Genomic DNA, 25,348 nt, shown 5'->3' with positions numbered 1-25,348 from the left:
ATAAAGCCAAGTGTTCTAGCACTTGGCTTCTAAGCTTGCTCTCGCTCTTGCAACCACACATTTAGCGCTTCAACAGGAATGGGTTTAGAGAAGTAATAACCTTGGACACAGTTGCAACCGTATGAGCTTAGCATCATGTGTTGTTCTTTCGTTTCGACCCCTTCTGCGACCACTTTAATTTGGTAAGTCTCTCCGATTGCCAAGATCGCTTTGATCAATGCATTGCTTTGCGCGTTGTCCGTTAAATTAGCGATAAAGCTCTTATCAATCTTTAACTCGTCAATAGTGAACTGATTAAGATGGCTCAAGCAAGAGTAGCCAGTGCCAAAGTCATCCAGTGAGATGCTGAATCCATGTGACTGCAATCGAGCAATGATAGGTGTTACTCTCTCCAGATCGTGAATAAAAATGCTTTCCGTCACTTCAAGCATAATTCGGTTGGTGGTTATTCCCACCTCGGTCGTTATCGCAAGTAAGCTTTCGACGAAACCATCGAGCAGCAGCTGTTTAGGAGAAACATTGATAGAAACATTCAACCCTTCACCTGCATTACCCGGTAAGTGGCAAATATCTTCACAAGCTTTCCTAAACACAAACAGCCCTATTTCGTTGATCATTCCATTCTCTTCTGCAAGAGGAATGAAAACATCCGGTGGGACAAATCCGTGCTTTTTCGAGTTCCATCGGACTAAGGCTTCAACACCCACCGTTTCTCCGCGCGCAGTACATATTTGGGGCTGATACACCACGCTAAGTTCCTGACGGCGCAGCGCATGTTTTAGCTGTTGTTCAATTTGATACTCATCTTTGATCTGTTGATTAATCTCATGATCAAAGAAAAGGATGCTGCCTTTCTTATTTTGCTTAGAACGGTAAAGGACCATGTCTGCATTGGTGATTAAGGTTTCTGCGCTATCACTGTCACATGGATACATACTGACACCGATGCTGCAATCGGCTGTCAGTAAGCGTCCATCAATGATCAAGGGCTCATCAAACACGCTTTTGACTGCCGATGTTTTCGCGATCGCATGCTGCTTGTCGTCTAACGCTGGGAAACAGAAAATAAACTCATCGCCACCGAAACGAGCCACGGAGTCTTGAGGTTCAAGCAGTGATTCGAACTTACGACTTAAGCACTCTAAAAGCTTGTCACCCACAGAGTGTCCATAAAGATCGTTAACTTTTTTAAAGTCATCTAAATCCAAGAAGATAACGGCAAGCTTTTTCTGGCTATCTTTCGATTGTTTGATTCCCGTTTCAATTTGCTCTATCAGAGCAGAGCGGTTGGATAACCCAGTTAGTGGGTCATGCAGCGCCATATACTGCATTTGGTTTTTGGACTCTTCTAAGCGCTCAAAGTCATCGGTAATCCGTTGTTGGAACTTGCCAAAACGCTTCACAATAATATGGCTTGCTACAAAGCTCAGTCCAACCATGAGCAACGTTGAGGCTAAGCTAATAAGAACGAGGTTAATTAACTGCTGGTTGTGGCTGTCTTCAAGTATCTCTTGCTGCTTCTCTATGTAACGATTAACTTCGTTGATCGGAAACGAGGCACCGATATACCAGCCCCAAGGATTAAACTGCCTCAAATAGGCAATTTTGGAATTTGCGCTGACTTGTTCAATTGGAGGCTCAATGAAATCGCCTTGCGCGAAATCACGACGAGTGAGTTTCTGCCAAGCTTTAGCCAATTGACCGTCGAGTTGATAAACATTCTTTCCAACCAAATCAGAGTTTTCATGCACTAAAATGACGCCATCGGCATCAAAGATAAACACCTTTTCTTCTTGGTTAGATTGGTAATCAGCAATACTTGTAATCAAGGCAGATTTTACGTCTCCCTCTACATCAGCTACGTATTCACCCGTTCCTATAAACCAGTCATACGGCTCAAAGGCTTTACCAAAACCTATCTTTTCAAATTCTTGTGTGACAGGGAAGCCCGGCTTTTGGTACCACCAGCGATAAAAAGCTTCACCGTCATTCTGCTGAATCAGCTTGATATGTTCTCTTAAGATGTAGGTGCCTTTAATATCGACAGCATTCCACGCCGAATTACCTTCTATTTGCGGCTTAAGGGCGTGCATTACGTTGATACCGTCCATCTGAAAGATGAAGAAGTAACCGCGATTGTTATAGAAACGAATAGGCTTGAGGGCATCAGAGATCATTTTCTTGATCTCTGATTTACTTTTATTCGGGTTATTTTGGAAGATACTTACGGCGATTTGATGAGCTTCATCAACTCTTTGCTTTGCCTGATTTTTTAACTCTGATACCGTTTGTGCCTGACGATAGACAACTCGGTTGTAAACCTGCTCCACTTGCTCAAAGATCACTTGCTTTTGGTGACCCAACATATTGCTTCGTAACGATTCAACACTAAGGCGTGCTTTTTCCTTACTGTCGCTGATAAACACCAACATGATGACAGTCGCAAACAAAGCAACAATCAAGGTGGGTACATATCGAATTAACAGCACCAGTTTTCTATCGTTAAGAGACGCCAATTCCAACAACCATAAATAGTATAGATATATTTAATAACTATACTTCAAACTATCTCCCACAATATAAAACAGTACTAAAGTTGAGTGCTTGGTTAACTTTTGAACTAGAAAAAAGAACTCCATCAAACTCAAGATTGCAAATAACATCTTGTATTGTAAGGAATGTTGCCGTCCATCAACTCTCTCTATAAATCATTTACTACCTAATTAAGACACCTTTGCCTGCTTCAGTTCATCTCCAGTTCGATTCAACTTTATATTAAACAACACTAACAGAATGAGTGCAGCCAAGGTTCCACACAAAGAGACATATAACGTACTGTAATAATTGTATAGTTCACCGACTACGCCGACAGAAAGGCTCGCTACTAGCATGCTGATATTTAGCATATTAGAGAACAAAGTTGATGCTGTTCCTAATCTATCTCGCATCATGTCTTGCAGAACCACCATGCCCAATGTGGCACAAATACCAATAAAGAACCCATTCAATAGTTGAGCGGCTAACATGGCCTCAAAGCTTGTGTTGGTCAGCATTACCGCATAGAAAAGCGTACCACTGGTAATTCCCATAAGCAGTAGTTTTACCGTCCCTACTTTCTCCGACAAGCGCCCAGCCCAAAGCATCACAGGGATCTCACATAGTGCGCCAGCACCAAATAAAAAGCCTAACCAGTTAGGGTCGACTTGTAACTCTTGCGAGAGATAGAGAGGCATACTGGTGATATAGAGATTGTTGGCTCCAAAAGCGACAACCAGCACGAGGCAATACAGAGAAATTAAGCCCCCTTTACCTTTCGAACTTGGTTTAGTAGGGTTTTCTTCTAACTCTTCGGCAGCCGTTTGACACGAAGGTAAGAAAAACATGATCACTAAGATACCGACAGCGACAATGACAGCAGATGTACTAAATGCAGCGCCAAAACCAAAGCTCGCTTTAAGCATAAAAGCGATAGGCGGCCCGAACACCCACGCAATGGCAATACCTGCGCGCATGGTCGATAGGAATGTTGTACTATCTTCAACGTTATCATCCGCATACTCGCGCCCCATGGCGAATAGCTGTCCAAACGCCGCGCCACCAAAGCTGCCAAACAGAGTGGCTATTGTGACCCCCATCCAATAGTCTCGGATAAAGATAAAGCTCACTACTGTAACCAAGTAACAGGTCAACGATACAACTAAAATCGTTTTTCGTTGCCAGTTCTTGTCAGATTGAGCAGCCAACAGCTGCGAGACGACAACGGAACTCACGACTGCGAGCACCATATATAAGCTCAGCATCATTGGTGAGGCGCCAAGCTGTTCGACGATAAATAAGCTCGAAAGTGGGTAAAAAAACGCGCCACATAAGCCTGTTACAAATGCGGTGAAAATAAATAAGAGAGCAATTTTATCTTTATAGATCATGAGATAACTCTTGCGGTGTAATGTCATTCAATTAACGCTAGTTTAATCAAACCGATGCCTATCAATTGATAGTATTCGAGCCACCTCTAATACTATTCCTTCAAGATCTCTTTTGTTTTTGACGGCTAAAGTCATCTGGCTTAGCCTAGGCGATGACAAAGGGGATTATTGATGAAACCATTTATAGAAAATGTACTCAGCGCACCAAATTACGACTGGTTGGTGCGAGAATTTCATTGTCGTGTAAAGAAAGAAGAGTTTGCTTGCTCATGGCACTATCACTCTGAATACGAGCTGGTCCTTTACCTTGATCCGGAGAATGTCTTTAACGGCAATTATCTTGCAGGCGATGCAATAGGCCAAGTCCATAACAACACGCTTCTGCTTTATGGGCCAGGGTTACCGCATATGATTACAGGCAAGCTTGCAAGCAGTGTAGAAAAACCGCACAGCTCTATCATCGTTTGGCTTAAGCATCATTGGATTGAGAGGCTTCAGTCAACCATCCCCGAAGCACGAAATATCAAAGCGCTACTAGAAAAAGCGGCGTTTGGTATCAAGTTCAGTGACGATACTGCGCAAAAAGTGGCGCAGCTGTTGATTGGAACGGAATCGCTTGAACGCCACTACCAAGCTTTAAAAGTCATGGAAGTTCTTATTCACTTAGCGGATGATTTGGAGTCCCAGAAACTTTCTACGACGCCTTATCGAATTAGCCAAACCTCTGATAGGGATACCCATCAGAAAGTGGAAAGAGCCACGCACTACATTGAAAAGCACTTCCACGAGCCGATCAGAATCTCTGATGTATGCCACGCCCTCCACATGAGTGAAAGCTCGGCATATAGGCTGTTCGAAAAGCACTTTGGTGTCAGTTTCTCCGATCACTTAAAGCTATTTCGAATTGGTAAAGCGTGTGAGCTGCTTGCTAGTACTCAATCTCCAATCGCGTTGGTCGCGGAAAAAGCAGGCTTTCCTAACCTTTCTAATTTCAACCGCCAGTTCCGCGCCGTAAAGCAGATGACACCCACCCAGTTTCGGGCTCGGTTTAATTAGGGCAAGATAGAACTTGCCCTGCTAGGAACATGATTTAGAGATTGTACTTAGACAAATCTGGGCGAGTCGCGATTGCTTGTTCAACTAAAGCGATCACTTTAGCACGCTCTTCACCTTTAAGAATTTGGCGTGGAGCACGTACTTGCTCGCTGCCTCGACCACACACCTGTTCCGCCAGTTTAATACATTGAACCAAAGTTGGAATCGTATCTAAACGAAGCAAAGGTAAGAACCAACGGTAGATTTCTAACGCTTCAGCATAGCGCCCTTGGCTCGCTAGTTTATAGATAGCAACAGATTCAGCAGGAAATGCGTTAGTTAAACCAGAGATCCACCCGGTAGCACCGAGCATGAGAGATTCCAATGCGATATCATCAACACCACTAAAAACAGTAAAACGGTCGTCGAAACGATTGTACAGTTCAGTAATACGACGCGTGTCAGTGGTAGACTCTTTAACCGCAACGATACTTTCACACTCTGCAAGTTGTTCCATTAGATCAAGATTCACATCGACGCCATAGGAAACTGGGTTGTTGTAAATCATAATTGGCATTTCAGGCGTTGCTTGCGCAAGAGTGCGGTAGTAGTCCACTGTTTCGCTATCCGATGTGCGGTAAACCATTGCTGGCATCACCATGCAGCCATCGATACCTATTTTTTGCGCATCTTGCATGTAATCAATCGCCGCAGTAGTTATCGACTCTGCCGTTCCTGCAATCAACGGTACTCTATCAGCAACCACTTCCTTTGCGGCCAAAAGCAACTGACGCTTCTCTTCAGGGTATAGCGCGCAGTTTTCACCAACCGTCCCCAAACAAATAATGCCGTTGACGCCATCATTAATTTGGTTATCGATTACAGTTTGCGTGGCGTCGAGATCAATGCTCTGATCTTTACGGAACTGAGTACTTACTGCAGGGTAGACACCTTTCCAATCTACGTTCATCTTTACCTTCCATTTGTATATTATATGCAATTTAAGTTTGCAGTCGAAACTGCAATTAAAGCGGGGATTTCCCCTAGTTAAAAATCTCTTTTTCTTGTAGCACAAACCTTACTGCCGCAAGATCAGCAAGGGCACTCCCTACTGATTTATATAAGGTTATTTCCTCTTCATCACTGCGACCTCGATGAGATTTACGACACAAGTCAGCCAACTCTGCTTGTATGTTCTCGGCAGCGAAAACTCCCTCTTCGATCGGGATCAACAAATCACCCGCTTCTGCCAATACATTAACTCTACTATCGACAAACACACTGGACCGTTGAACTGCAGTGCTGTCACACTCGCGCTTGTCAGAATCGTGATTACCAATCAGATCGATATGAGTCCCCGGTTGAACAAGAGCACCACTAAACAAAGGCTTATCTGATCCCGTTACGCATGAAATGATATCCACTTGATCAAGTACTGAGTCGACATCGTTAATGACTTCTAGCGTGAACTGATGAGAACTCGGCAGAGACTGATACTCGTTGCTCGATGAAATAGTATCGAGAGTTTGACGTGCTTTTTGCTCATCGCGCCCCCAAATCAGAACTTTGTGTATCGGACGAATGGCTGAATAGGCGTAAGCGATGTAGGGAGCAAGGTTGCCCGTTCCACAAATGAGCAGGTTTTTCGCTTCACGCCTTGCTAAATAATCGGCAGCAAGCGCAGATGCAGCAGCTGTGCGCCAGTAAGTAAGGACTTTGCCATCGAGCAAAGCCAGTGGTTCACCATTAGAGCGATCAAAGGCGAGGATTTTTGACGCTAAACTGTCTTTGCCTTCGATGTAGTTATCTGGGAAATAGGTAAAAGCTTTGACGGTGATCAGCGATTCACTCCAAGCAGGTAACAAGGCAAACGCATCGTATTTATCTATCTCTAAAGGCATCACGTTACGCTGTGGAATAGTTGCTTGCTCTTGGTAAGTTAGTCGCATTGACTCAATCAGCCCTACCATCGAAAGGCAGTTGACTATTTGCTGTGCGTCTAAGTTAATCATCTCTCGTTCCTTTTGCATTTTCACTGCAACCTTTTGTTAACATAATACGTCAGTATATTTTATACAATATTTAATTATAAATTTTTTTAGCAAAAGCGACTTAGCGCGAATGGAGAAATATTAAGCGATGGCTCACGCTGTCGGCTTAGCTCACTGACTAAGTCTGCAGTGATAGCTGCTTGCGTAAGACCAAGGTGTTGATGGCCAAAAGCAAACAGTATTTTTCCATTTTCTACGCTGTCGATGACGGGCAAAGAATCAGGTAATGAGGGGCGGTTTCCCATCCATTTTTCACCATCCGACTCATACGATAACTCCGACTTCAAAAGCCCTTTCGCTAACTCTTTAAGCATGGTTGCGCGTTTCATGTTAGGCGGCGAATTCAGCCCTGCATACTCAACCGTACCCGCCAACCTCAGTCCCTCTTCCATAGGTGTCATGATGAATTTTCTATCCGCAGAACTGACAGGAAACGGGAGACAATTTTTGAGCTCCGGCACCATTAAGTGGTAACCTCTTTCTGCTTGTAGTGGCACCTTAATGCCGGTGATTTTTTTGACCAAGTCTACGGACTCTGCGCCAGTGGCAATGACAATTTTGTCAAACGAGTAACTTTCATTTTCCGTTGCGACAACACCTAACTCACCGTTAAAAAATGCCTCTTCCACTTGTTCTTCTACCCACTTCCCTTGTCGAAACTTAAAAGAAGATTCAAGCTCAACGCATAGCCTATAAGGGTTTAGACTATGGCTAGTATCTGGAAAATACACGCCAAATTTTACTGAATCAGAAAGTTGAGGAACTCGCTCGCGCAGTTTGTCTTGTTGCCAAACTTGGCACTCCACCCCATGTTCTCGTAAGCTGTTTAGCGTCGCACGATACGAATCAAACAGCCGCTCACTTTCAAATATCAGCAATGAACCGTCCATCTCGATTAAGTGTTGCAACCCGACTTCTTCAAGCAGCGCGAACCAACTTTGCATCGCGTTCTGATTGAGTTGAGTCAAGGCTTGAGTGGATTGCTTGGTCGTTTTATCTCTCGCATTTAATAAGAAACGAATCATCCAAGGAGTGGTTTTGTGAATGTCTTGAAAGCGTATTGAGACCGGGCTTTGACGAGACAAGAGCATCTTCGGAAGTTGGGGCAAAAGAGCAGGTGTAGCAAGCGGAAAAATTTGTTCTGTCGCGAAGTGCCCTGCGTTACCTTTTGAGCATCCTTGTCCAGCTCCACGCTTATCGAAAACCGTCACATTTTCACCTTCAAGTTGCAACTTCAGAGCGATACACAAGCCAATTATCCCACCACCAATCACTGCAATATTTTGCGAATCTGCTGAATTGTTGCTCACCATTTATTTTGCTCCTTATCACGTTTCAAAAACAAAATTGTATAAAATATACTTAACATCACGATAACATCCAATCTCACTACTTCAACTAATTTCTTATTCAAGGAGCAAGAAATGAGACAAGGAACCTTCTTTTGTATCGATGCCCACACCTGTGGCAACCCTGTCCGGCTAGTGGCAGGCGGTGTTCCTCATTTAGAAGGCAAGACGATGAGCGACAAGCGTCAGTTTTTCTTGGAGCACTATGATTGGATCCGTCAATCGCTCATGTTTGAACCTCGCGGTCATGCAATGATGTCTGGTTCGGTTGTTCTTCCTCCTTGCAGTGAGAATGCTGATGCTTCGATTCTGTTTATCGAAACTAGCGGCTGCCTGCCGATGTGTGGACACGGCACAATCGGTACCGTGACATCAGCCCTAGAACATCGTTTGATAACTCCGCGTGTCGAAGGCAAATTGATCCTCGATGTTCCGGCTGGTCAAATTGAAGTGCATTACCAACGCGATGGCGAGAAAGTCACCTCAGTGAAGATCTACAATGTTCCTGCCTACCTAGCCCATCAAGATGTCACCGTTAACGTGGAAGGGCTGGGTGAGATAACTGTTGATGTTTCTTATGGTGGCAATTACTACGTCATTGTTGATCCACAAGAAAACTATCAAGGGCTTGAACACTACTCATCAGATGAAATTCTAATGCTTAGCCCTAAAGTTAGACAGGCTGTGTCACAGGCCGTCGAATGTATCCACCCAGATGACCCAACCGTATGTGGTGTATCTCATGTTTTGTGGACAGGCACACCGACTCAGCCTGATTCTACCGCACGAAATGCCGTTTTCTACGGTGAAAAAGCGCTCGACCGCTCACCATGTGGTACAGGAACAAGCGCGCGAATGGCGCAATGGTATGCTAAAGGAAAACTCAAACAGGGCGAAGATTTTATCCACGAAAGCATTATTGGCAGCTTGTTCACTGGCCTTATTGAAGGTATCACTGAGGTCAACGGGCGCGCGGCCATACTGCCAAGCATCGAAGGTTGGGCTCAAGTCACAGGACACAACACCATATGGGTAGATGATCAAGACCCTTACGCATATGGCTTTGAACTTAAATAACCCGAATCCAATAAGAACAACTAGGAACCCGTTATGAGTACCGCAACTACTTTTTCAGCCATAAACCCTCAAACACAGCAGCCTCTACAAGGGGTATTCGCCGAGCATTCTGATCAAGACGTTGATCTGGCGATTACTGCTGCTCACGAAGTAGCAAAAGCATATAGGCAAACCTATCCCAATATACGTAGTCAATTGTTACAGACCATCGCCGACTGCTTAGAAGAGGAGCGCCAAGCGATTGTAGAAAGAGCAAATCTTGAGTCTGCCCTCCCGCTCGCAAGACTTAATGGCGAGCTAAGCCGCACTACGGCTCAACTCCGTCTCTTTGCCGATGTAGTCGAAGGAGGTCTTTGGCAAGAGGCAATATTTGATACTGCCAATCCATCTCGCGAGCCTTTACCTAAACCCGATATTCGCCGCCAAAACATCGCCTTAGGTCCTGTTGCCGTGTTTGGCGCTTCTAACTTCCCTCTTGCCTTCTCAACCGCTGGTGGCGATACCGCTTCTGCACTTGCGGCAGGTTGCCCTGTGATTGTAAAAGGTCACCCAGCCCATCCTGGAACCAGTGACATTGTCGCTAAGTGCATAGCAAAAGCACTCGACGCAGTAAACTTACCTCAAGCCATTTTTGCTTTGTTACAGGGAACCACTCATGAACTAGGGCAGGCTGTAGTCACTCACCCTGCAATTAAAGCGGTTGGTTTTACGGGGTCCATTCATGGAGGTCGAACACTGTTTGATCTCGCCCAGCGAAGACCAGAACCGATTCCTTTCTATGGTGAACTAGGCGCTTCAAACCCTGTCTTCATTCTTTCGAATCGAATGAAGAGTGGCGCAAGGTCTTTAGCTGAAGAATATGTAATGTCGATGAATATGGGCTGCGGTCAGTTCTGCACCAAGCCCGCGGTCGTATTTGTCGCAAAAAGCAGTGCAACCGATGAGTTCCTAGCTGCCGTACGCAAAGGTATTACCGCACAACAAGGGCAAACCATGCTCACTGCCGGCATTAGGCACAATTATCTAGAGCAAAGTGAGCTAAGAGCACAGCAAACAGGTCTTACTCGCACACTATCGTCCGCGGAGCAAGGCGTACCGTCAATGCTGTTTGAAACCACCAGCGAGAAGTGGCGCTCAAACCCTCAGTGGCAAGAAGAGATCTTTGGTCCCCAATCCATTGTCGTTTTGTGTGAAGACGACCAAGATATGCTTGAACTTAGCCAAAACTTAGCAGGTAGCCTTACCGCGACCATACAAGCGGATCGTGATGATCACGCGATCGTCGCATTGTTGCTCTCTGAATTGGAAGAAGTCGCAGGTCGCATCGTGTTTAATGGTTGGCCGACTGGTGTCGAAGTCAGTTACGCCATGGTACACGGCGGACCTTACCCTGCCTCCACTATGCCCGCGAGTACTTCTGTCGGCGCAGAGGCGATTAAACGTTGGCTACGGCCGGTCGCTTATCAATCGGTGCCTGAAGAGTTATTGCCTCAAGCATTGAAGTCGGCTAATCCACTAAATGTACGTATGAGCGTCGATGGGAAGTAAATCAGTGTAAAACGAAAAAGCCAACCTCGTTTGAGGTTGGCAAAATCTTACCAATCAGGTGATTTAGGGGGGAAAGGTAAGATCAGGAGGTAGCGAGCACTCCGTGAATTTCAGATTTAATTGTATCTGACTGAGTACCAAAGATAGCTTGCAGGCTGTCACCTATCACTAGCACATCATGGGCACCGAGCTGCTTGAGTTTTTCTATATCGACATTGGCAATATCTTTTACTGATACTCTCAAGCGGGTTATACACGCATCAACAGACTTGATATTCGCTTTACCACCTAGCGCGGCAATCACATCAACCGCAATCTCATCTGGCTGACCAGCAATTTTGACTTCTGCAGTTTCAGTCTCACGACCCGGTGTCTTAAGATCCAGTTTTACGATTAAGAAGCGGAACAAGCCATAGTATAGACACGCCCAAATCGGACCTATGATGATAAACATCCACGCGTTAGTCGACATTGGGTAGTACAAGAAGAACTGAATCGCACCGTGGGCAAAGTCAGTACTGTGCTTGATCTCCAAGAACGCAGTAATAGCAAAGGCAATACCAGTCAAAAAGATATGAATGATGTACAGCACCGGCGCAACAAATAAGAAAGTGAATTCGATAGGTTCTGTAATACCTGTTAGCCACGACGTTAGAGCTGCTGACATCATCAAACCACCGACGATTTTCTTACGCTCTGGTGTTGCACAGTGGTAGATAGCAAGAGCCGCTGCAGGTAGCGCCCACATTGAATACATGAAGCCACCAGATAGATAACCCGCGGTTTTATCTCCAGCAAAGAAGCGAGTTAACTCACCAGTGATCTCTTTGCCTGTCTCAGGATCAATGTAGCTACCAACTTCGAAGAAAAAAGGCGCATTCCATATGTGATGTAAGCCAACTGGAAGTAGTGAGCGCTCACCTGCTCCATAAACAGCCCAAGCCAAAACTGGATTCTGATAAGCGGCCCAATGGGAGAATGCATCTAACATTTGCCCTACCGGTGGCCAAGCAAACGCCAAAAATGCACCAACGACAATGGCACTTAAACCAGTAACAATCGGCACAAAACGTTTTCCGGCAAAAAAGCCGAGATACTCGGGTAAACGAATATTGTAGAAACGGTTGTACATCAGAGCGGCGACGGCACCAATGATCACCCCGCCAAACACCCCAGTTTGCAGGGTGCTGACGCCCATAATAGTCGCATCCGTTTCAAAGCCTCTCAAACCAGTGACGATACCGAGCGAGGCGTTCATAATAATCAAACCGACTAAGCCAGCGAGTGCAGCGGCGCCATCATTACCTTTAGATAACCCAAGCGCTACGCCGACCGCAAACATCAGCTGCATATTGCCAAATACGCCATCGCCCGCCGCCAGCATAATCTTACTTAAGGACTCTGGAATGAAGGCGAATCCGGCATTACCTATCCCGAGCATCAGGCCCGCAACAGGTAACACCGCAACTGGCAGCATCAATGACCGCCCTATTTTTTGTAGTTGTCCAAATAAACTTCCAAACATGGTTCCCTCCTGACTTATGTCAGTCATTTAGTACCCGAGAAAGCCTCGGGTTTTGTGTTTCACGTAAAGTCAGGGAAATTTTATCGAGTCTAGAAATTTTGAAGGTTACAAAACACTGCCAGTTTGTAAGTGATGACTTACAAAAGTGTTGCTTCAAAATCTGAAAATTGCTTCGTCCTCGATTGAGAAAGAGTAAGCAAAAATGCATCATATTTGTGCGCACAAGCTAGGATGCATGACAATGGAAAACAAACAGATACTGGTGGTAGATGATAACTTAGAGCTAAGAGAAGCCCTATCAGACTACCTTGGCCGAGCAGGCTTTGAGGTCATTGGTGCTGAGAATGGTCAAGCGATGTGGCGCTTATTACAATCCAATCAACCCGATTTAATCATTCTCGATATCATGATGCCCGGTGAAGATGGCTTTACCTTATGCCAAAAACTTCGTCGTGACTCGCAAATTCCGATCATCATGCTCACTGCAGTAACCGAGGAGGCCGATCGAGTAGCAGGACTCGAAATGGGCGCGGATGACTACATCACCAAATCATTCAGCCCTCGTGAACTCTTGGCTCGAATAAAGACTATTTTAAGACGCAGCCAACACACCACTGAGGCAAAGCTAACCCGTAAAGTTATATTCAATGAATGGCAACTCGATACGGTCACTCGTCAGCTCACTCACCTAGATAACAAACATGTCAAACAACTCAGTGGCGCAGACCTCTCCTTGCTTGGTCTATTTATAAACAATGCTCAAGCTATCTTGTCTCGCGACGATATCGCCCGCGAGATATGGGGCAGAGACGCCGACCCGTTTGAACGAGGTATTGATGTTCAAATCAGTCGCCTCCGACATCATCTCGAAGATAAAGATCGCTCTTTGATCTTAACAGTTCGCAACAAAGGCTACATGCTGACAACGGACGTCCACTATGAAAATTAGAGCACTCAGTCAGTCGTTAGCCTTTCGTGCCAGCGCATTCCTGTTGGTGGTGATTCTTGCCGCGCAGCTATTATCTGGACTGATTTGGTATCAGCATGCCAGTGAGCGGGACAAGCAAGGACTCTCCAATACCGTTAAAAGCTTAGCGTTAAGCGCCTCATCGACGATTTCATTTTTCCAGACTCTTCCTGCTGAATATCGGCACTTAGTCCTAAACCAATTGAGAAATATGGGCGGCACGCGCTTTTTTGTCTCTCTTAACAACCACCGTATTGATGTCCCGCCAATTGCTCAAAGTGAGACCAAAACACTGGTCGTCAATCAGGTCGAGCAAGTGTTAAAGAATGAGTTACAAGGCGTTCCACAGATCGACGTTGAGTTTACTGAAAGAGAAAACCTGCGTGTGTTTAATAACGAGTTACCTATTGATGAACTGCCACTACTCTGGGCACATTACTCACTCTCGTTTGGGGATTTAGATCCGCCGATTCTAGTGATGCAAGTTGAAGTGGCCGAAAATGAATGGTTTTACCTTGCTGCCGTCCTACCCGCCCCCTATGTGAATCTTGAGACTAGCTATTTCGAGCTTAGAGAATGGTTAACGCTCTGTTTATCTGCCTTGCTACTTTTGCTCTGTACTTGGTTTATCGTTCGCCGCGAGATACTACCTATTCGCGAGCTCGCTAAAGCTGCGACCTTAATGTCGAGCAGGCTCGATGTGCCAAATGTGAAGGAAAGGGGGAGCAAAGAGTTAAAAGCGGCGGTGAGAGCGTTTAACAAAATGAATCGTAGAATAGATAGCCATATTAATGATCGTGAAATGCTATTCGGCGCGATTTCTCATGATCTCAAGACCCCGATTGCTTGTCTCAAGCTCAGAGCCGAAATGCTTGATGATGAATTAGACCGAGAGCGTTTTACTCGCATAGCTAATGACCTCGACCTCATGGTCAAAGGTGCCCTTCAATGCATAAAAGACACCGATATCCACGAGGAAATTGAACCTATCAACCTTAATGAGTTGATCCAACATATTACTACATCATTTCCTCATAAAGCCGATAACCTAACAGTCTTAGGGCATGTTGATAAACCCTTATCAGGTAAGCCTTTAGCCATCAAACGCTGCGTTCAGAACCTAGTCGACAACGCGCTTAAATACGGCGATAAAGCTGAAATCACTTTGCTTGAAGAGATCGAGCATGTTGATATTCGGATTGAGGATCATGGTCAGGGGATAGAGCCAGAGCTATTCGAAAAGCTCTACCAACCCTATTTCCGAGCCAACACTGAGCATGAAGGCTCTGGGCTTGGCTTGACCATTTCCCAGAGCATTGCCAAAGCGCACGGCGGCTCTCTCACCTTGTCCCGCTCTCAGCTTGGTGGATTATGCGCTACGTTATCTTTCCCGAGAGATTCGCTATGAAAAAACTTGTATCACTATTGTCCCTCTCTCTTCTCTCGCTACCCGCTCACGCTAATGTCGAGTTTCTTCATTGGTGGACATCGGACGGTGAAAAGCAGGCACTCAACGTGCTTGAAAAACAACTCGCTAGCCACGGCTTAGCACTCTCCCCTAGCCCAGTATTAGGTGGCGGTGGTGACAGCGCCATGACGGTTCTGCAAGCACGTGCCTTAGCGGGAAATCCACCAAGTTTTGCTCAGACAGAAGGACCGAGTATCAAATCTTGGGATGCGATAGGCATTCTCCATGAGGTCAATTCCGTTGCGCAGAAGCATCATTGGGATGAGACTTTATACCCACTAGCGAGAGACATTAATAAAACAAAAAATGGTTACGTAGCCCTGCCATTGACCTTGCACCGACTAAATTGGTTATGGGTGAACCATAAACTTCTAAACTCTCTCGGTCAGCCTGTACCAAAAACATGGCAGCAAATGTTCGCCACTATGGAATTGGCTAAGCAAAGCGGAATCAGCCCACTTGCCGTCGGTGAGCAACCGTGGCAAATCGCCATGTTGTTTGAGAATTTAGTTATCTCAACGCAAGGCGTAGAGTTTTATACCAAAGCGATGGTTGAGCTACAAAAAGAGAGTATCGACAGTGAACCTTTGAGGCTCGCGCTGCAACAACTAAGACAAATTAGTTTATTGGTAGAAAACTCGCTACCGGACACCAAATGGGACACTGCAACTCGTGCGCTGGCTTTAGACCAAGCACTGTTCCAACTCGGAGGAGACTGGATATTAGGCGAGTTAATGGCGAACAACATTAATGTACCCAATGACATCGGTTGCTACGCTACCCCAGAAAGTGCCGGCGTATTCCTGTTTAACATGGATAGTCTCATATTTATGGCAAGCAAATCCTTTAGCTTTTCTCAAGCCAATCATGCCGCTGATATTCTGGCAGATAAAGACTTTCAACGTGACTTCAACCGAATAAAAGGCTCTATTCCCGTAAGAGAAGATATTGATATCAGTGACTTCAACCCTTGTCAGATAAAGTCATATCAAGATTTCCACGTCGGAACAACCAATAACAAAGTAGTGCCGAGTATGATTGATTCGATGGCGGTTAACCCAGTAGCCCAGCAAGCGATCAACTCAGCCATTTTCCGCTTCTATCGCGACAAAGATCTTGAGCCAGATACAGTGATAAAACGCATTATTGCTATCGCAGAAAGCAATTAGATGATGGAGTAAGTGAAGCAGTAGAGCATTACTGCTTCACATTGCTAATTAGGTTTACATGATTCCTCTAGCGACACCGACGCGGCGCCCTTCTTCCATCTCCCACTGCACACCATACTTGTCAATCCAGTAGAAAAACGAAATCGGGAAACCGTCTAGCTTCTCAGGGTGGTAATCATCAGACGGGTCAATCATCGCCACGCCTTCTTGCTGCTTAAGGTATCTAAACACCGCAGTACAGTTCGAGACTTCAAGAGCTATATGTCGCGGGCCACCTAGATCGTAGGTTCTTGGTTGAGGCGGGATTTCTGATTGACCTATCGGCTTGTGATAACGCATCAGCTCCAAATAGATCGAAGCATATGGGTGTTTAAGGAAAAGCACATCCAGCTCGACATCTTGGTCTGCTAATCCAGCATCCTGATTGAACTCCGCCATTGAAACATTGCGATAATCCATCTTCTGGCCTTGGTCATCAATAGCGCGTTCAAAGCCGAGTACCTTATGATAGTACTCAGCAGCACCATCAACATCTTCTACAATGATGTTGACGTGAGACAGTCCAAGAATAAAGCTGCTAATATCTTGCTGAGTAAGACGTTTGAATAATTCAGGTTCAGCGCTAGGAGAGACTTCGACGGCGTAATTAACCAACCTCCCCATATCTAACTGCTCGTTGCAGACCAAATATTCCTTGGTTTCACCCTTTTTCGTATCGCTAGGACCAGACTGAACCTGCACATGCCATTGCTTAACAGTAAACCACTCAGGATTCACGACATACGCGGCAGCAACCATATCGAACGGGATAAACCCTTTGCTTGAACCAAACAAAGTCGCCCACTCCAAAGCCCAGATACGAGATTCTTTTTCAAGATATTCTGCCAGCGAACTGCCGTTGCGCATCTTTCTTAGCTCGTGGAAATCAATCCAGATATCATCACAAACTTCAAACGGAATCAGCGTTAGTTGAACCTCGCTGTTTAGAACCACGTTAAACGCCGTTTCATCCACCTCAAAGTTAAGATCTCTAAATGGTCTCAGTTGACGCTTACTCGCTACAAAATGCTGCTCTGTGTTTCTTCTTCCAGCAACACATACCACTTCTTGAATGTTATCCACTAGCTCGGGGAAATGTTTGATTAACAATGCAATATTGGTTAATGCACCAATAGCTAGAATGGTCAATGGGCCTTGCTTTAACTCTTGAGCAAGATTTTTAACAGCTTCAGGTAACTCTTTGCCCTCCGCATCAGAATAGAAAACAGAACTCCCTTTAGATACCGTCAAACTGGTTGGTCCAAACTTGGCGGTAAACTGGGTAGCAATCTCGGTCGTCACTTCTATATCTTCTGAGTTGCCAAGGGTCGAGCTCAAGCCAACGATATCGACTTCCTGGCTACGGAACAAAACACCTAGCGCGTACCCATCGTCAACATCACAGGGGATCAAGCCATTGTAATGATCGATTGTAATATCCGTATCGATCCATGTTCGTTTTTGAGGCTGATTTAAGAAGTCTTTCGAATCAAGACTCTGCATAGACTCTCCTTTGTTTTTCCGTTTTTTAAGGGGGTTATTTCATGTAGATTTTGGGTAGTTTATTATTCAATGATTAGAGACTGGCTATACATCACCACATTACGGCCAGCCTCTTTGCCTAGGTATAGTTGCTCATCGGCTTTGACAATTGCTCGTTGGATACACTGATCTGATTGCTCAATCGTGACTTTATGCAATGTAGAAGATATAGGGATAGCACCGACAGATACAGTGACAACGTTATGCGGAACGTTTTTGCTATGCTCAATGTTTAAATCCTGAACAGCAACCTTAAGCTCGTCAACTCTTTGTTTCAGCTTACTTTCCCCTTTACTGGAAAGAATGAATACAAACTCTTCACCACCTAAGCGACAACCTAACTCATGTGGTTCAAGAAGAGAGTTCATGGCATTCGCAACATCAGTAAGGGCGTTGTCCCCTTCCGTATGGCCATAAGAATCATTGAACAATTTAAAATTGTCGATATCACATATAACGAAATAGACAACCTCGCCATTTTGCAAAGCTTGCTGCACAGCCTGCGCTGCGCGTTTCTGATATTTGAAGCGAGAGCCTATGCCTGTAAGAGGGTCAGTTTCAGTTTGGTTATGTAAAATCCGCAGTTGGTTTTTAATCTTAGTGATCAAGCTAGAGTATGAACGAGCCAGATCACCAATTTCGTCTGCTCTTTTTATTTCTGGAATCTTCGCCTGATCTATCTTTTCGATATCTTGCTTCATAGAAGAAGCTAAAACTTTCAGCGGACTAACTAACCAAAAAGTGACGAAATAGATAAGTAAGAATGAAATGACTAAAGCAATAAAGGCTTCATATAACACTCTCGCTAGCAGATCGCCCTTTATCTGTTTCAACGCAGCGGCATCGACCACAGCTCTGAAGTAACCGCCATTGTTATTGCGCAATTTTATCTGAACATGGAGAAGATCAGCACCTTCATCCAGGTAGTAAGTAGATTCATACCGCTCCTCAGGAATGGTTGGGATAGGCAGAGACTGTAACTGAATATTCTCGTTGATAACCGAGAGATCCACTTTGAGCTTATTGATCAGATGGTTAAGCTTCTTGATATGTACCTTATTTGTCACAGGTGTAGCAGCGAGAGTATTCTCGAGTGAACTCAGTTTATTGGAAAGCAATCGAATTTCATCTTCAGATACATCTAGCCTCCAGCCTCTACTCCTATCAATCGAATACCTGACCTTAACTTCGTGTTTTAGATAGTCGCTAGTACCGGACACTTCCGCATATTTTAAGTTGGGAATCGCTTTCAGGTTATCCAAAGTCGATTGCATAAGCAGGTTTGCATAATTTCGACCTGCAACTGAGCCGGAGAAGAAAGTATTGTAAGCAGCAAGATGACTGGCAGACATATCAGCAAGATATTCCACCTTGGTTGACCAATCATTTTGATAACGGCTGTATGACAGACCAAAAATGATCGATAGCACCAATACCAGATGCGAAATAAACAACATCTGGTTAATAGTTAGCCAGCCAAACAAGCGCTCACTCAATAGTGTTACTCTTTAGCTTCTGCATACGTATCAAGCACTGGCTCTGTACAGGTACCATTAATACAAATGTCTTTGTAGGTGGTATGGCAGCTAGCGCAAAAACTAGGCTCTAAAGATGGATGCATAGAGCTGATGTCTTTACCTTCTCGGTTGTAGCTTCCATAAAGTGGAAGTCCGCCAATATGTTCAGTCACCCAAATAATGCCTTCCACTTCTGAAACCGCGACAACAGTTGCTCCATCTGTATATGGACCATGCGTTTTGTATTGTTCTAACTTGCTTGGGTTGACTCTTATCGTCAGAGGCGAGCCTCTCCCTTCATTGATCCAAGCATATGCACGCACGGATTCTTGAATAAACAAAGAGGTATCTGGGGGTAAAACAGTATCAGCAGGGAGGTTCATCGACTCTTTCACCACTGGCCAATCTTCCCACCCCTCGGGGTAACTTGCATCTGAGTCCGCGTAGGCAATACCAATAGATGCAATTGAAGACACTGCACACAACAAAGCCACCATTAGGCGTTTGGAAACTTCCATATCAATCCTTTGAATTTATACTTATTACTTTCTGTTTCTGCACTCAATGAAACAGTGCTCAAGCCCTGAGCAATCACAGTCTGAGTAGCCAACCTGAAACTAAAGTTTATAGATCAGTTGAATATAGTAACGATATAGATATTAAGTGCAAATAGAATACGGAATAGTGAGAACTTAATTAAAACAATAAAAGAACAAATAACAACAATGGCTCTCTTAAGTTAATCCTGTATATACACCAACTATTGACCAATCCCCCAAAAAGAAACTGTTTTTGGAGCAGAAAGTCGCATTGCATCACTCAAATGGTATATTGAATACAATATTACCAAAAAGAAATACCGGAGACTTGGATGTCGCAACAACCTGTTTTTAAGACTCGAACCCAGTTAGTGGAAGAAGCTATCCGCAGTAAAATTCTAAAAGGTGAGTTAAAAACTGGTCAGCCATTACGACAAGATGCGTTGGCAAAAGAGTTTAATGTTAGCCGAATTCCTGTACGGGAAGCCTTGATGCAGCTTGAAGCGCAAGGGCTAGTGAGTTTCGAAGCCCATAAAGGTGCAACGGTAACCGAGCTTTCGCCAGACAAAATAGACGAACTGTTTGAGCTGCGCGCTGTGGTTGAGTGCCACATATTGGAACGCGCGATTCAGAACATGACCGATGAAGACTTAGCAAGAGCTAATGAAATTCGACAGCGCTTTGATGATGTTGTTAATCGTGGAGACGAAGTCGAAGAGTGGAGCAACTACAACTATGAGCTGCACAAAGCGCTTTATGCTCCGGCTAACATGCCTGAAACCATGGATGTAATTTATAACCTTAACACTAAATGTGACCGCTACATTCGTATGCAGCTTCTTTTCACTGAAGGGACCGCAAAAGCAGATAAAGAGCATCAGGCGCTACTCGAAATGTGCCAGAATCGCGATATAGACGGCGCTAAGTATATGCTGAAAAAGCATATTTTAGAGGCTGGCGCTGCGATTCGTGACTTACTGCTTGAGCGTAATAACAATCAATAGAGTGAGTAAAAACCATGCATCTAGGTCCAGAGTTCTTATTGGCGGCGATCCGCCACAAGATTAAAGACGAAGGTTTGTGTTACAGCGAATTATCCGAGAAGACAGGTATACCGTTATCGACGATTAAGCGCCACTTGCACAACCCGTCTCTGGGGTTAGACAAAATCTTGCTGTATACCACTCACCTTAACACCGATTTGCAAGGCTTATCAGATATTGCTATCCAAATTCAACGCGATAACGAGCAGTTTCTATCAGATGAGCAAAACGCCTTGTTTGTCGAACATCCTTACCTGCTCGACTTTATCTATCTGGTTACTTCATGCAATAAAACCCCAGAAGAAATCGCCGAGGAGTACCAGCTATCTGATACCAGTGTGCGTTTTTATCTCAGTATCGCAGAGATGCTCGGATACATAGAAAACCTTGGAGATAAGATTTTCTATCGTTCTGGTCGACGCTTCATTATGGAAGAAGGAACTGCGCTCGATACTCTATTTAAAAGACGCTTCGAGCAAGTTTCTATGGCGCATGAAACCCTATCACAAGTGTGCCATGCTCGCGTGCGATTAACCGCAGAACAACGGCTACAACTTGAAAAAGAAGTCGATCAAAAAATCGGCGAGATGCACGCAGCGAACAGCGCTAATGGGACAGGAGAGCTAACCAATGTTCTGTTTCGAAACATTCCAGGACAGCAGATATTCTTCTCTGATGATATACCCAACATAGATGGGGGGTTATTGAAAGAAGTTTCCGCTCGTTTCCGTCGCCAGTGATCTATTTTTGTTCAAAACTTACTGTGACCAAACACGAGTAATCTGTATATTGACCGCTCATTTATTGTTCAGTCTCAATTTCTAAGACTGCTAGTCTCTCTTTCTGCCACCTTGTTACAAACATGTTAATTATTGTTTGTTGGATTATTTTATACAATATACATTTCTCTTATCCCTTTGGTTAAAAGCTTACGCCTATACCGTTTACACAGTAAGCCTCCCCCGCAGTGTTAGGCCAAAGGGGTACTTCTATATGGACATAACGAGGAAGCTATGAAAGCCAAAAAACTAATCGCACTGAGTACCATCGCTGCTGCGCTATTGACTAGCAATGCGATAGCTAAACCCTTTCCTGTTGGAACGCAGCTCGCAGATAAACAAGAGATCGTGTTAAACAACGGAGCAGAAGTCACCTCCATAGATCCCGCGAAACAAGCAGCAGAGCCTGCATTTAACTTAGGCCGCGACCTGTTTGAGGGACTAACAATCCAAGACAAACAAGGCAAGACTATTCCGGGAATTGCTGAGAGTTGGCAGGCCAATGATAACAACACTGTCTATACCTTTAAGCTTCGCCAATCTAAGTGGTCAAATGGCGAGCCTCTAACAGCACATGATTTCGTATATAGCTGGAAACGCCTAATCACCCCTGAGACAGCTTCTCCATACGCATGGTTTGCGGCAATTCCAGGCATAAAAAACTCACATAAGATTATGCAAGGCGAAGCGCTGGCAGATACCTTAGGTGTGCGTGCCGTTGACGACTATACCTTTGAGGTAACGTTAGAAAAGCCGGTTCCATTTTTCATCAAACTGCTGAGTCACCCCGTTCTAGCTCCGGTTCATCAAGCGACAGTAGAAAAGCATGGCAATGCTTGGACACAACCCGAAAACATCGTGACCAACGGCGCATTCACAGTTTCAAGCTGGAAAGTCAACGAGAAAATGGTCATGGCTAAGAACGACAACTATTGGGATGCTGACAATGTCGTACTAGAACAGATCACTTGGTTACCAATAGGTGATGCAAACGTGTCGCTTAACCGCTATCTTGCAGGAGAAATAGATCAAGCCCTTTCAATTCCAGCTGCGCAGAAGAACAAGCTACTTAAAAAATATCCTGAGCAAGTCGCTGACACCAGTGCCTCTTTAGGATCGACGTTCTACTACTTGAACACGCAAAAAGGCCCAACCAAAGACCTTCGCGTTCGTCAGGCTCTGTCGTTTGCGATTGACCGTAACATCATTACCAAAGCGATTGCTAAGAATGGTGGCATCCCTATGTTCACTTTGGTACCACCGCAAACCGATGGCTTTAAAACTCACACACCAACATTCGCGACTTGGGAGCAAGCTAAGCGAGATTCTCAAGCAAAAGCGCTACTTGCAGAAGCGGGATACAGCAAGAGTAACCCACTTAAGCTGACCTTCACTGTCCCTACCTTCTCTAAAGATGTGAAGATGGCGACTGCAATGGCTGGTATGTGGAAGAGCAAGCTAGGTGCACAAATCGAGCTCAAACAGCTAGAGCCTAAAGTCTTCTATGCACTAAAAGATCCAGGCAACATCAGTCGCGGCGGCTGGACCGCTGACTACAATGAAGCATCGACTTGGTTAGATATTTTCGTCTCGACTGGCGAGTACAATGACTCTAAATACAACAACCCTGAATACGATCGTTTGATGGCAGAGTCTAAGAGCCTCAGTGACCCTTCGGCTGAGTACATTGCCGCAGAAAAACTTCTGATTGAGGATATGGCGATCATCCCAATGTACCGCAACGGAAACGACCAATACCTTGTTAAGGAGCATATCGGTGGTTACGAGCGCACCAATCCTGAGTCTTCATACTATCGCAAGAATGTTTACGTAAAGGCCCACTAATTGGGACGGTTTGCCCGCTACTCATCGGTAGCGGGATTTTTTAAACGAAAGGATGCGTCATGTTGCTGTATATTCTCCGTCGCTTGCTTATCGCAGTGCCCACATTACTGTTCATCGCCTTGGTTTCCTTTTGGCTAATGCATATTGCCCCAGGGGGCCCATTTGATATGGAAAGGCCGATGCCAGAAGTGGTACGCGCCAATATTGAAGCCAAATTTCACCTTAATGAACCTTTTATTGTTCAGTTTTTTATCTACGTTGGAAACTTCATTCAGGGCGACCTTGGCCCCAGCTTCGTTTACCAAGACTTTAGTGTCACCGAACTTGTCGCTCAATCATGGCCAGTTTCGGCTGTATTAGGCGTGATTTCTTTTTGTATTTCCGTCCCACTAGGAATGGTTCTAGGCACCATAGCTGCGCTAAATCGCAATGAAAAACTAGACTACTTACTTATGTCACTCTCAATGACAGGTGTTGTGATTCCAGCGTTTGTCTTGGCGCCCGTGCTTGTGACTATTTTCTCTATTCATTTAGGCTGGCTACCCGCAGGCGGATGGGAAGGCGGACAAGCTTCGTTTTTGATTTTACCGGTACTTAGCTTGGCGATTGGCTCTGTAGCAAGTATCGCTAGGGTCATGCGCGGCGCAATGATTGAGACACTCAATCAACCTTATATACGCACCGCAAAAGCAAAGGGACTGTCCACCAGCTACATCCTGTTTCATCACGCGCTTCGCCCGTCATTAATACCGATTATCGCTATGCTAGGCCCGAGCTTTGTTGCCGTTGTCACTGGTTCGGTGATTATCGATATATTCTTTAGTACCGGAGGCATGGGGCAACACTTCGTCTCTGGCGCACTTAATCGAGATTACGGCTTAGTCATGGGCATAACCCTGATTGTCGCCTCTCTTACCATCTTGTTTAACTTGGTGGTCGATATTCTCTACACCGTCATCGACCCGCGCATTCGTGTTTAGGAGGTAACCAATGTTAACCAAACGTATTGACGCCAAGGAGCTAGCGGATCAAGTAAGATCTCAAGTCGAAGCGGTTGAAGGGCGCAGCTTATGGCAAGACGCTTGGACTCGCTTTCGTAAAAACCGTGCCGCGATGACATCCATTTATGTGTTGATGTTTATCGTCTTGTGCATCACGTTCGGCCCTCAGCTCGCTGCCTTCGGTCACGATGAAATTGACTGGAACGTGGTCGCTGACCCTTATGAGTTGGGCAAACCTTCAATCAGTTCTGGTCACTACTTTGGTACCGATGACTTAGGCCAAGATATCTTCGCCCGAACCATGCAGGGAGGCAGGCTTTCGATCATGGTTGGCTTTATGGGCGCACTGGTTGCGGTAGTGATTGGAACCGCTTGGGGAGCCTTATCTGGTTACCTTGGTGGCATCGTTGACGGCACTATGATGCGCATTATCGAAGTGCTCGACTCTGTCCCATTTATGTTTCTGGTCATTCTGTTCGTTACCCTATTTGGTAATAATATCTACCTTATCTTTGTTGTGATCGGCATGGTCTCTTGGCTCGGAATTGCTAGGGTCGTACGCGGTGTCACATTCAGTATCAAGAAAAGAGAGTTTATCGAAGCAGCCCATTCTATCGGTGTATCTCGGTTGACCATAGTGCGCCGTCACGTGTTACCCAATGTACTGGGCATTGTGATGGTTTACTCCTCATTAATGGTGCCGGGATTTATTATGTTTGAATCCTTCTTAAGCTTTTTGGGGCTGGGCGTTCAACCACCCGATACCAGTTGGGGCATCTTAATTGCTGAGGGTGCGAAAACAATAGATGTTGCCCTTTGGCAATTGGTGTTCCCTTCAATTTTCCTTGTTGCCACCTTGTTCTGTTTTAACTTTATCGGTGATGGTCTGCGTGACGCACTCGATCCAAAAGATCGCTAAGGAGTAGTG

Annotated in this window: 20 protein-coding genes; 11 read left to right on the top strand and 9 right to left on the bottom strand. The window is 45.1% G+C overall.

The genetic code is table 11. From position 1 onward, the window contains the following. Positions 1 to 29: 29 nt before the first annotated feature. Together APB76_RS06640 and APB76_RS06635 are read right to left on the bottom strand one after the other, a co-directional pair. The gene (locus APB76_RS06640; RefSeq protein ID WP_237767882.1) at positions 30 to 2,489 is read right to left on the bottom strand and encodes a bifunctional diguanylate cyclase/phosphodiesterase; all 2,460 of its coding nucleotides are present in this window, start codon (positions 2,487 to 2,489) and stop codon (positions 30 to 32) included. A gap of 234 nt (positions 2,490 to 2,723) precedes the next feature. Further along, on the bottom strand, positions 2,724 to 3,923 hold the full coding sequence (locus tag APB76_RS06635; protein ID WP_054961222.1) for a sugar efflux transporter: 1,200 nt from the start codon (positions 3,921 to 3,923) through the stop codon (positions 2,724 to 2,726). 174 nt (positions 3,924 to 4,097) lie between these two features. On the opposite strand from APB76_RS06635, the gene APB76_RS06630 reads away from it, so the two are divergent. After that, complete coding sequence (locus tag APB76_RS06630) at positions 4,098 to 4,982, top strand: helix-turn-helix domain-containing protein (RefSeq protein WP_054961038.1); 885 nt, start codon at positions 4,098 to 4,100, stop codon at positions 4,980 to 4,982. Between the two features lie 34 nt (positions 4,983 to 5,016). Here APB76_RS06630 and APB76_RS06625 read toward each other — a convergent pair whose 3' ends face one another. The 3 genes from APB76_RS06625 to APB76_RS06615 all read right to left on the bottom strand — a co-directional run bounded on the left by APB76_RS06625 (position 5,017) and on the right by APB76_RS06615 (position 8,325). Further along, positions 5,017 to 5,931: a dihydrodipicolinate synthase family protein gene (locus tag APB76_RS06625; RefSeq protein ID WP_054961039.1), complete on the bottom strand. Its 915-nt coding sequence runs from the start codon at positions 5,929 to 5,931 to the stop codon at positions 5,017 to 5,019. A gap of 73 nt (positions 5,932 to 6,004) precedes the next feature. Continuing rightward, positions 6,005 to 6,973 carry a bifunctional Delta(1)-pyrroline-2-carboxylate/Delta(1)-piperideine-2-carboxylate reductase gene (gene lhpI, locus APB76_RS06620; RefSeq protein ID WP_054961040.1) on the bottom strand — a complete coding sequence of 323 codons (969 nt, stop codon included), beginning with the start codon at positions 6,971 to 6,973 and terminating at the stop codon, positions 6,005 to 6,007. Between the two features lie 86 nt (positions 6,974 to 7,059). Then, positions 7,060 to 8,325, bottom strand: a complete 1,266-nt coding sequence (locus APB76_RS06615; RefSeq protein WP_054961041.1) for an NAD(P)/FAD-dependent oxidoreductase — start codon at positions 8,323 to 8,325, stop codon at positions 7,060 to 7,062. A 111-nt stretch (positions 8,326 to 8,436) separates the two neighbouring features. Between APB76_RS06615 and APB76_RS06610 the strand changes: the two genes are divergently transcribed. After that, positions 8,437 to 9,438, top strand: coding sequence for a 4-hydroxyproline epimerase (locus tag APB76_RS06610; protein ID WP_054961042.1), 1,002 nt, complete (start codon positions 8,437 to 8,439; stop codon positions 9,436 to 9,438). Between the two features lie 33 nt (positions 9,439 to 9,471). Beyond that, on the top strand, positions 9,472 to 10,986 hold the full coding sequence (locus APB76_RS06605; protein WP_054961043.1) for an aldehyde dehydrogenase (NADP(+)): 1,515 nt from the start codon (positions 9,472 to 9,474) through the stop codon (positions 10,984 to 10,986). 82 nt (positions 10,987 to 11,068) lie between these two features. Here the strand turns inward: APB76_RS06605 and ptsG are convergent, their stop codons facing one another. Then, positions 11,069 to 12,511, bottom strand: a complete 1,443-nt coding sequence (gene ptsG, locus APB76_RS06600) for a glucose-specific PTS transporter subunit IIBC (protein ID WP_074181695.1) — start codon at positions 12,509 to 12,511, stop codon at positions 11,069 to 11,071. 241 nt (positions 12,512 to 12,752) lie between these two features. Between ptsG and APB76_RS06595 the strand changes: the two genes are divergently transcribed. Genes APB76_RS06595 through APB76_RS06585 form a run of 3 tightly spaced genes read left to right on the top strand, consistent with a single transcriptional unit; the run spans position 12,753 to position 16,115 of the window. Further along, the gene (locus tag APB76_RS06595) at positions 12,753 to 13,460 is read left to right on the top strand and encodes a response regulator (RefSeq protein ID WP_049844732.1); all 708 of its coding nucleotides are present in this window, start codon (positions 12,753 to 12,755) and stop codon (positions 13,458 to 13,460) included. Beyond that, a complete protein-coding gene (locus APB76_RS06590) occupies positions 13,450 to 14,886 on the top strand; it encodes an ATP-binding protein (RefSeq protein ID WP_054961044.1) in 1,437 nt (478 codons plus the stop codon). The genes APB76_RS06595 and APB76_RS06590 overlap by 11 nt, the downstream gene beginning before the upstream one ends. Continuing rightward, positions 14,883 to 16,115 (top strand): ABC transporter substrate-binding protein, encoded by a 1,233-nt coding sequence (locus APB76_RS06585; RefSeq protein ID WP_054961045.1) that lies wholly within the window; start codon positions 14,883 to 14,885, stop codon positions 16,113 to 16,115. The genes APB76_RS06590 and APB76_RS06585 overlap by 4 nt, the downstream gene beginning before the upstream one ends. 54 nt (positions 16,116 to 16,169) lie before the next feature. Here APB76_RS06585 and APB76_RS06580 read toward each other — a convergent pair whose 3' ends face one another. From APB76_RS06580 to APB76_RS06570, 3 genes are all read right to left on the bottom strand, one after another. Next, entirely contained in the window at positions 16,170 to 17,657 is a 1,488-nt protein-coding gene (locus tag APB76_RS06580; RefSeq protein ID WP_054961046.1) for a nucleoside hydrolase, read from the bottom strand. 62 nt (positions 17,658 to 17,719) lie between these two features. Next, positions 17,720 to 19,192, bottom strand: coding sequence for a diguanylate cyclase domain-containing protein (locus tag APB76_RS06575; protein ID WP_235431330.1), 1,473 nt, complete (start codon positions 19,190 to 19,192; stop codon positions 17,720 to 17,722). A 5-nt stretch (positions 19,193 to 19,197) separates the two neighbouring features. Further along, entirely contained in the window at positions 19,198 to 19,710 is a 513-nt protein-coding gene (locus tag APB76_RS06570; RefSeq protein ID WP_237767894.1) for a hypothetical protein, read from the bottom strand. 374 nt (positions 19,711 to 20,084) lie between these two features. On the opposite strand from APB76_RS06570, the gene APB76_RS06565 reads away from it, so the two are divergent. The 5 genes from APB76_RS06565 to APB76_RS06545 all read left to right on the top strand — a co-directional run bounded on the left by APB76_RS06565 (position 20,085) and on the right by APB76_RS06545 (position 25,339). Then, positions 20,085 to 20,756 (top strand): GntR family transcriptional regulator, encoded by a 672-nt coding sequence (locus APB76_RS06565; RefSeq protein WP_049844726.1) that lies wholly within the window; start codon positions 20,085 to 20,087, stop codon positions 20,754 to 20,756. Positions 20,757 to 20,770: 14 nt separating this feature from the next. After that, on the top strand, positions 20,771 to 21,535 hold the full coding sequence (locus tag APB76_RS06560) for a hypothetical protein (protein ID WP_049844725.1): 765 nt from the start codon (positions 20,771 to 20,773) through the stop codon (positions 21,533 to 21,535). Positions 21,536 to 21,808: 273 nt separating this feature from the next. Beyond that, entirely contained in the window at positions 21,809 to 23,419 is a 1,611-nt protein-coding gene (locus APB76_RS06555) for a peptide ABC transporter substrate-binding protein (protein ID WP_049844724.1), read from the top strand. A gap of 59 nt (positions 23,420 to 23,478) precedes the next feature. Then, positions 23,479 to 24,399, top strand: a complete 921-nt coding sequence (gene oppB / locus APB76_RS06550) for an oligopeptide ABC transporter permease OppB (protein ID WP_054961048.1) — start codon at positions 23,479 to 23,481, stop codon at positions 24,397 to 24,399. 10 nt (positions 24,400 to 24,409) lie between these two features. After that, positions 24,410 to 25,339, top strand: a complete 930-nt coding sequence (locus APB76_RS06545; RefSeq protein WP_054961049.1) for an ABC transporter permease subunit — start codon at positions 24,410 to 24,412, stop codon at positions 25,337 to 25,339. The last annotated feature ends 9 nt before the right edge of the window (positions 25,340 to 25,348 follow it).

It is taken from the genome of Vibrio bivalvicida, assembly GCF_001399455.2.
Classification (GTDB): Bacteria; Pseudomonadota; Gammaproteobacteria; order Enterobacterales; family Vibrionaceae; genus Vibrio; species Vibrio bivalvicida.
This window is presented reverse-complemented; position numbering and strand designations above follow the sequence as displayed.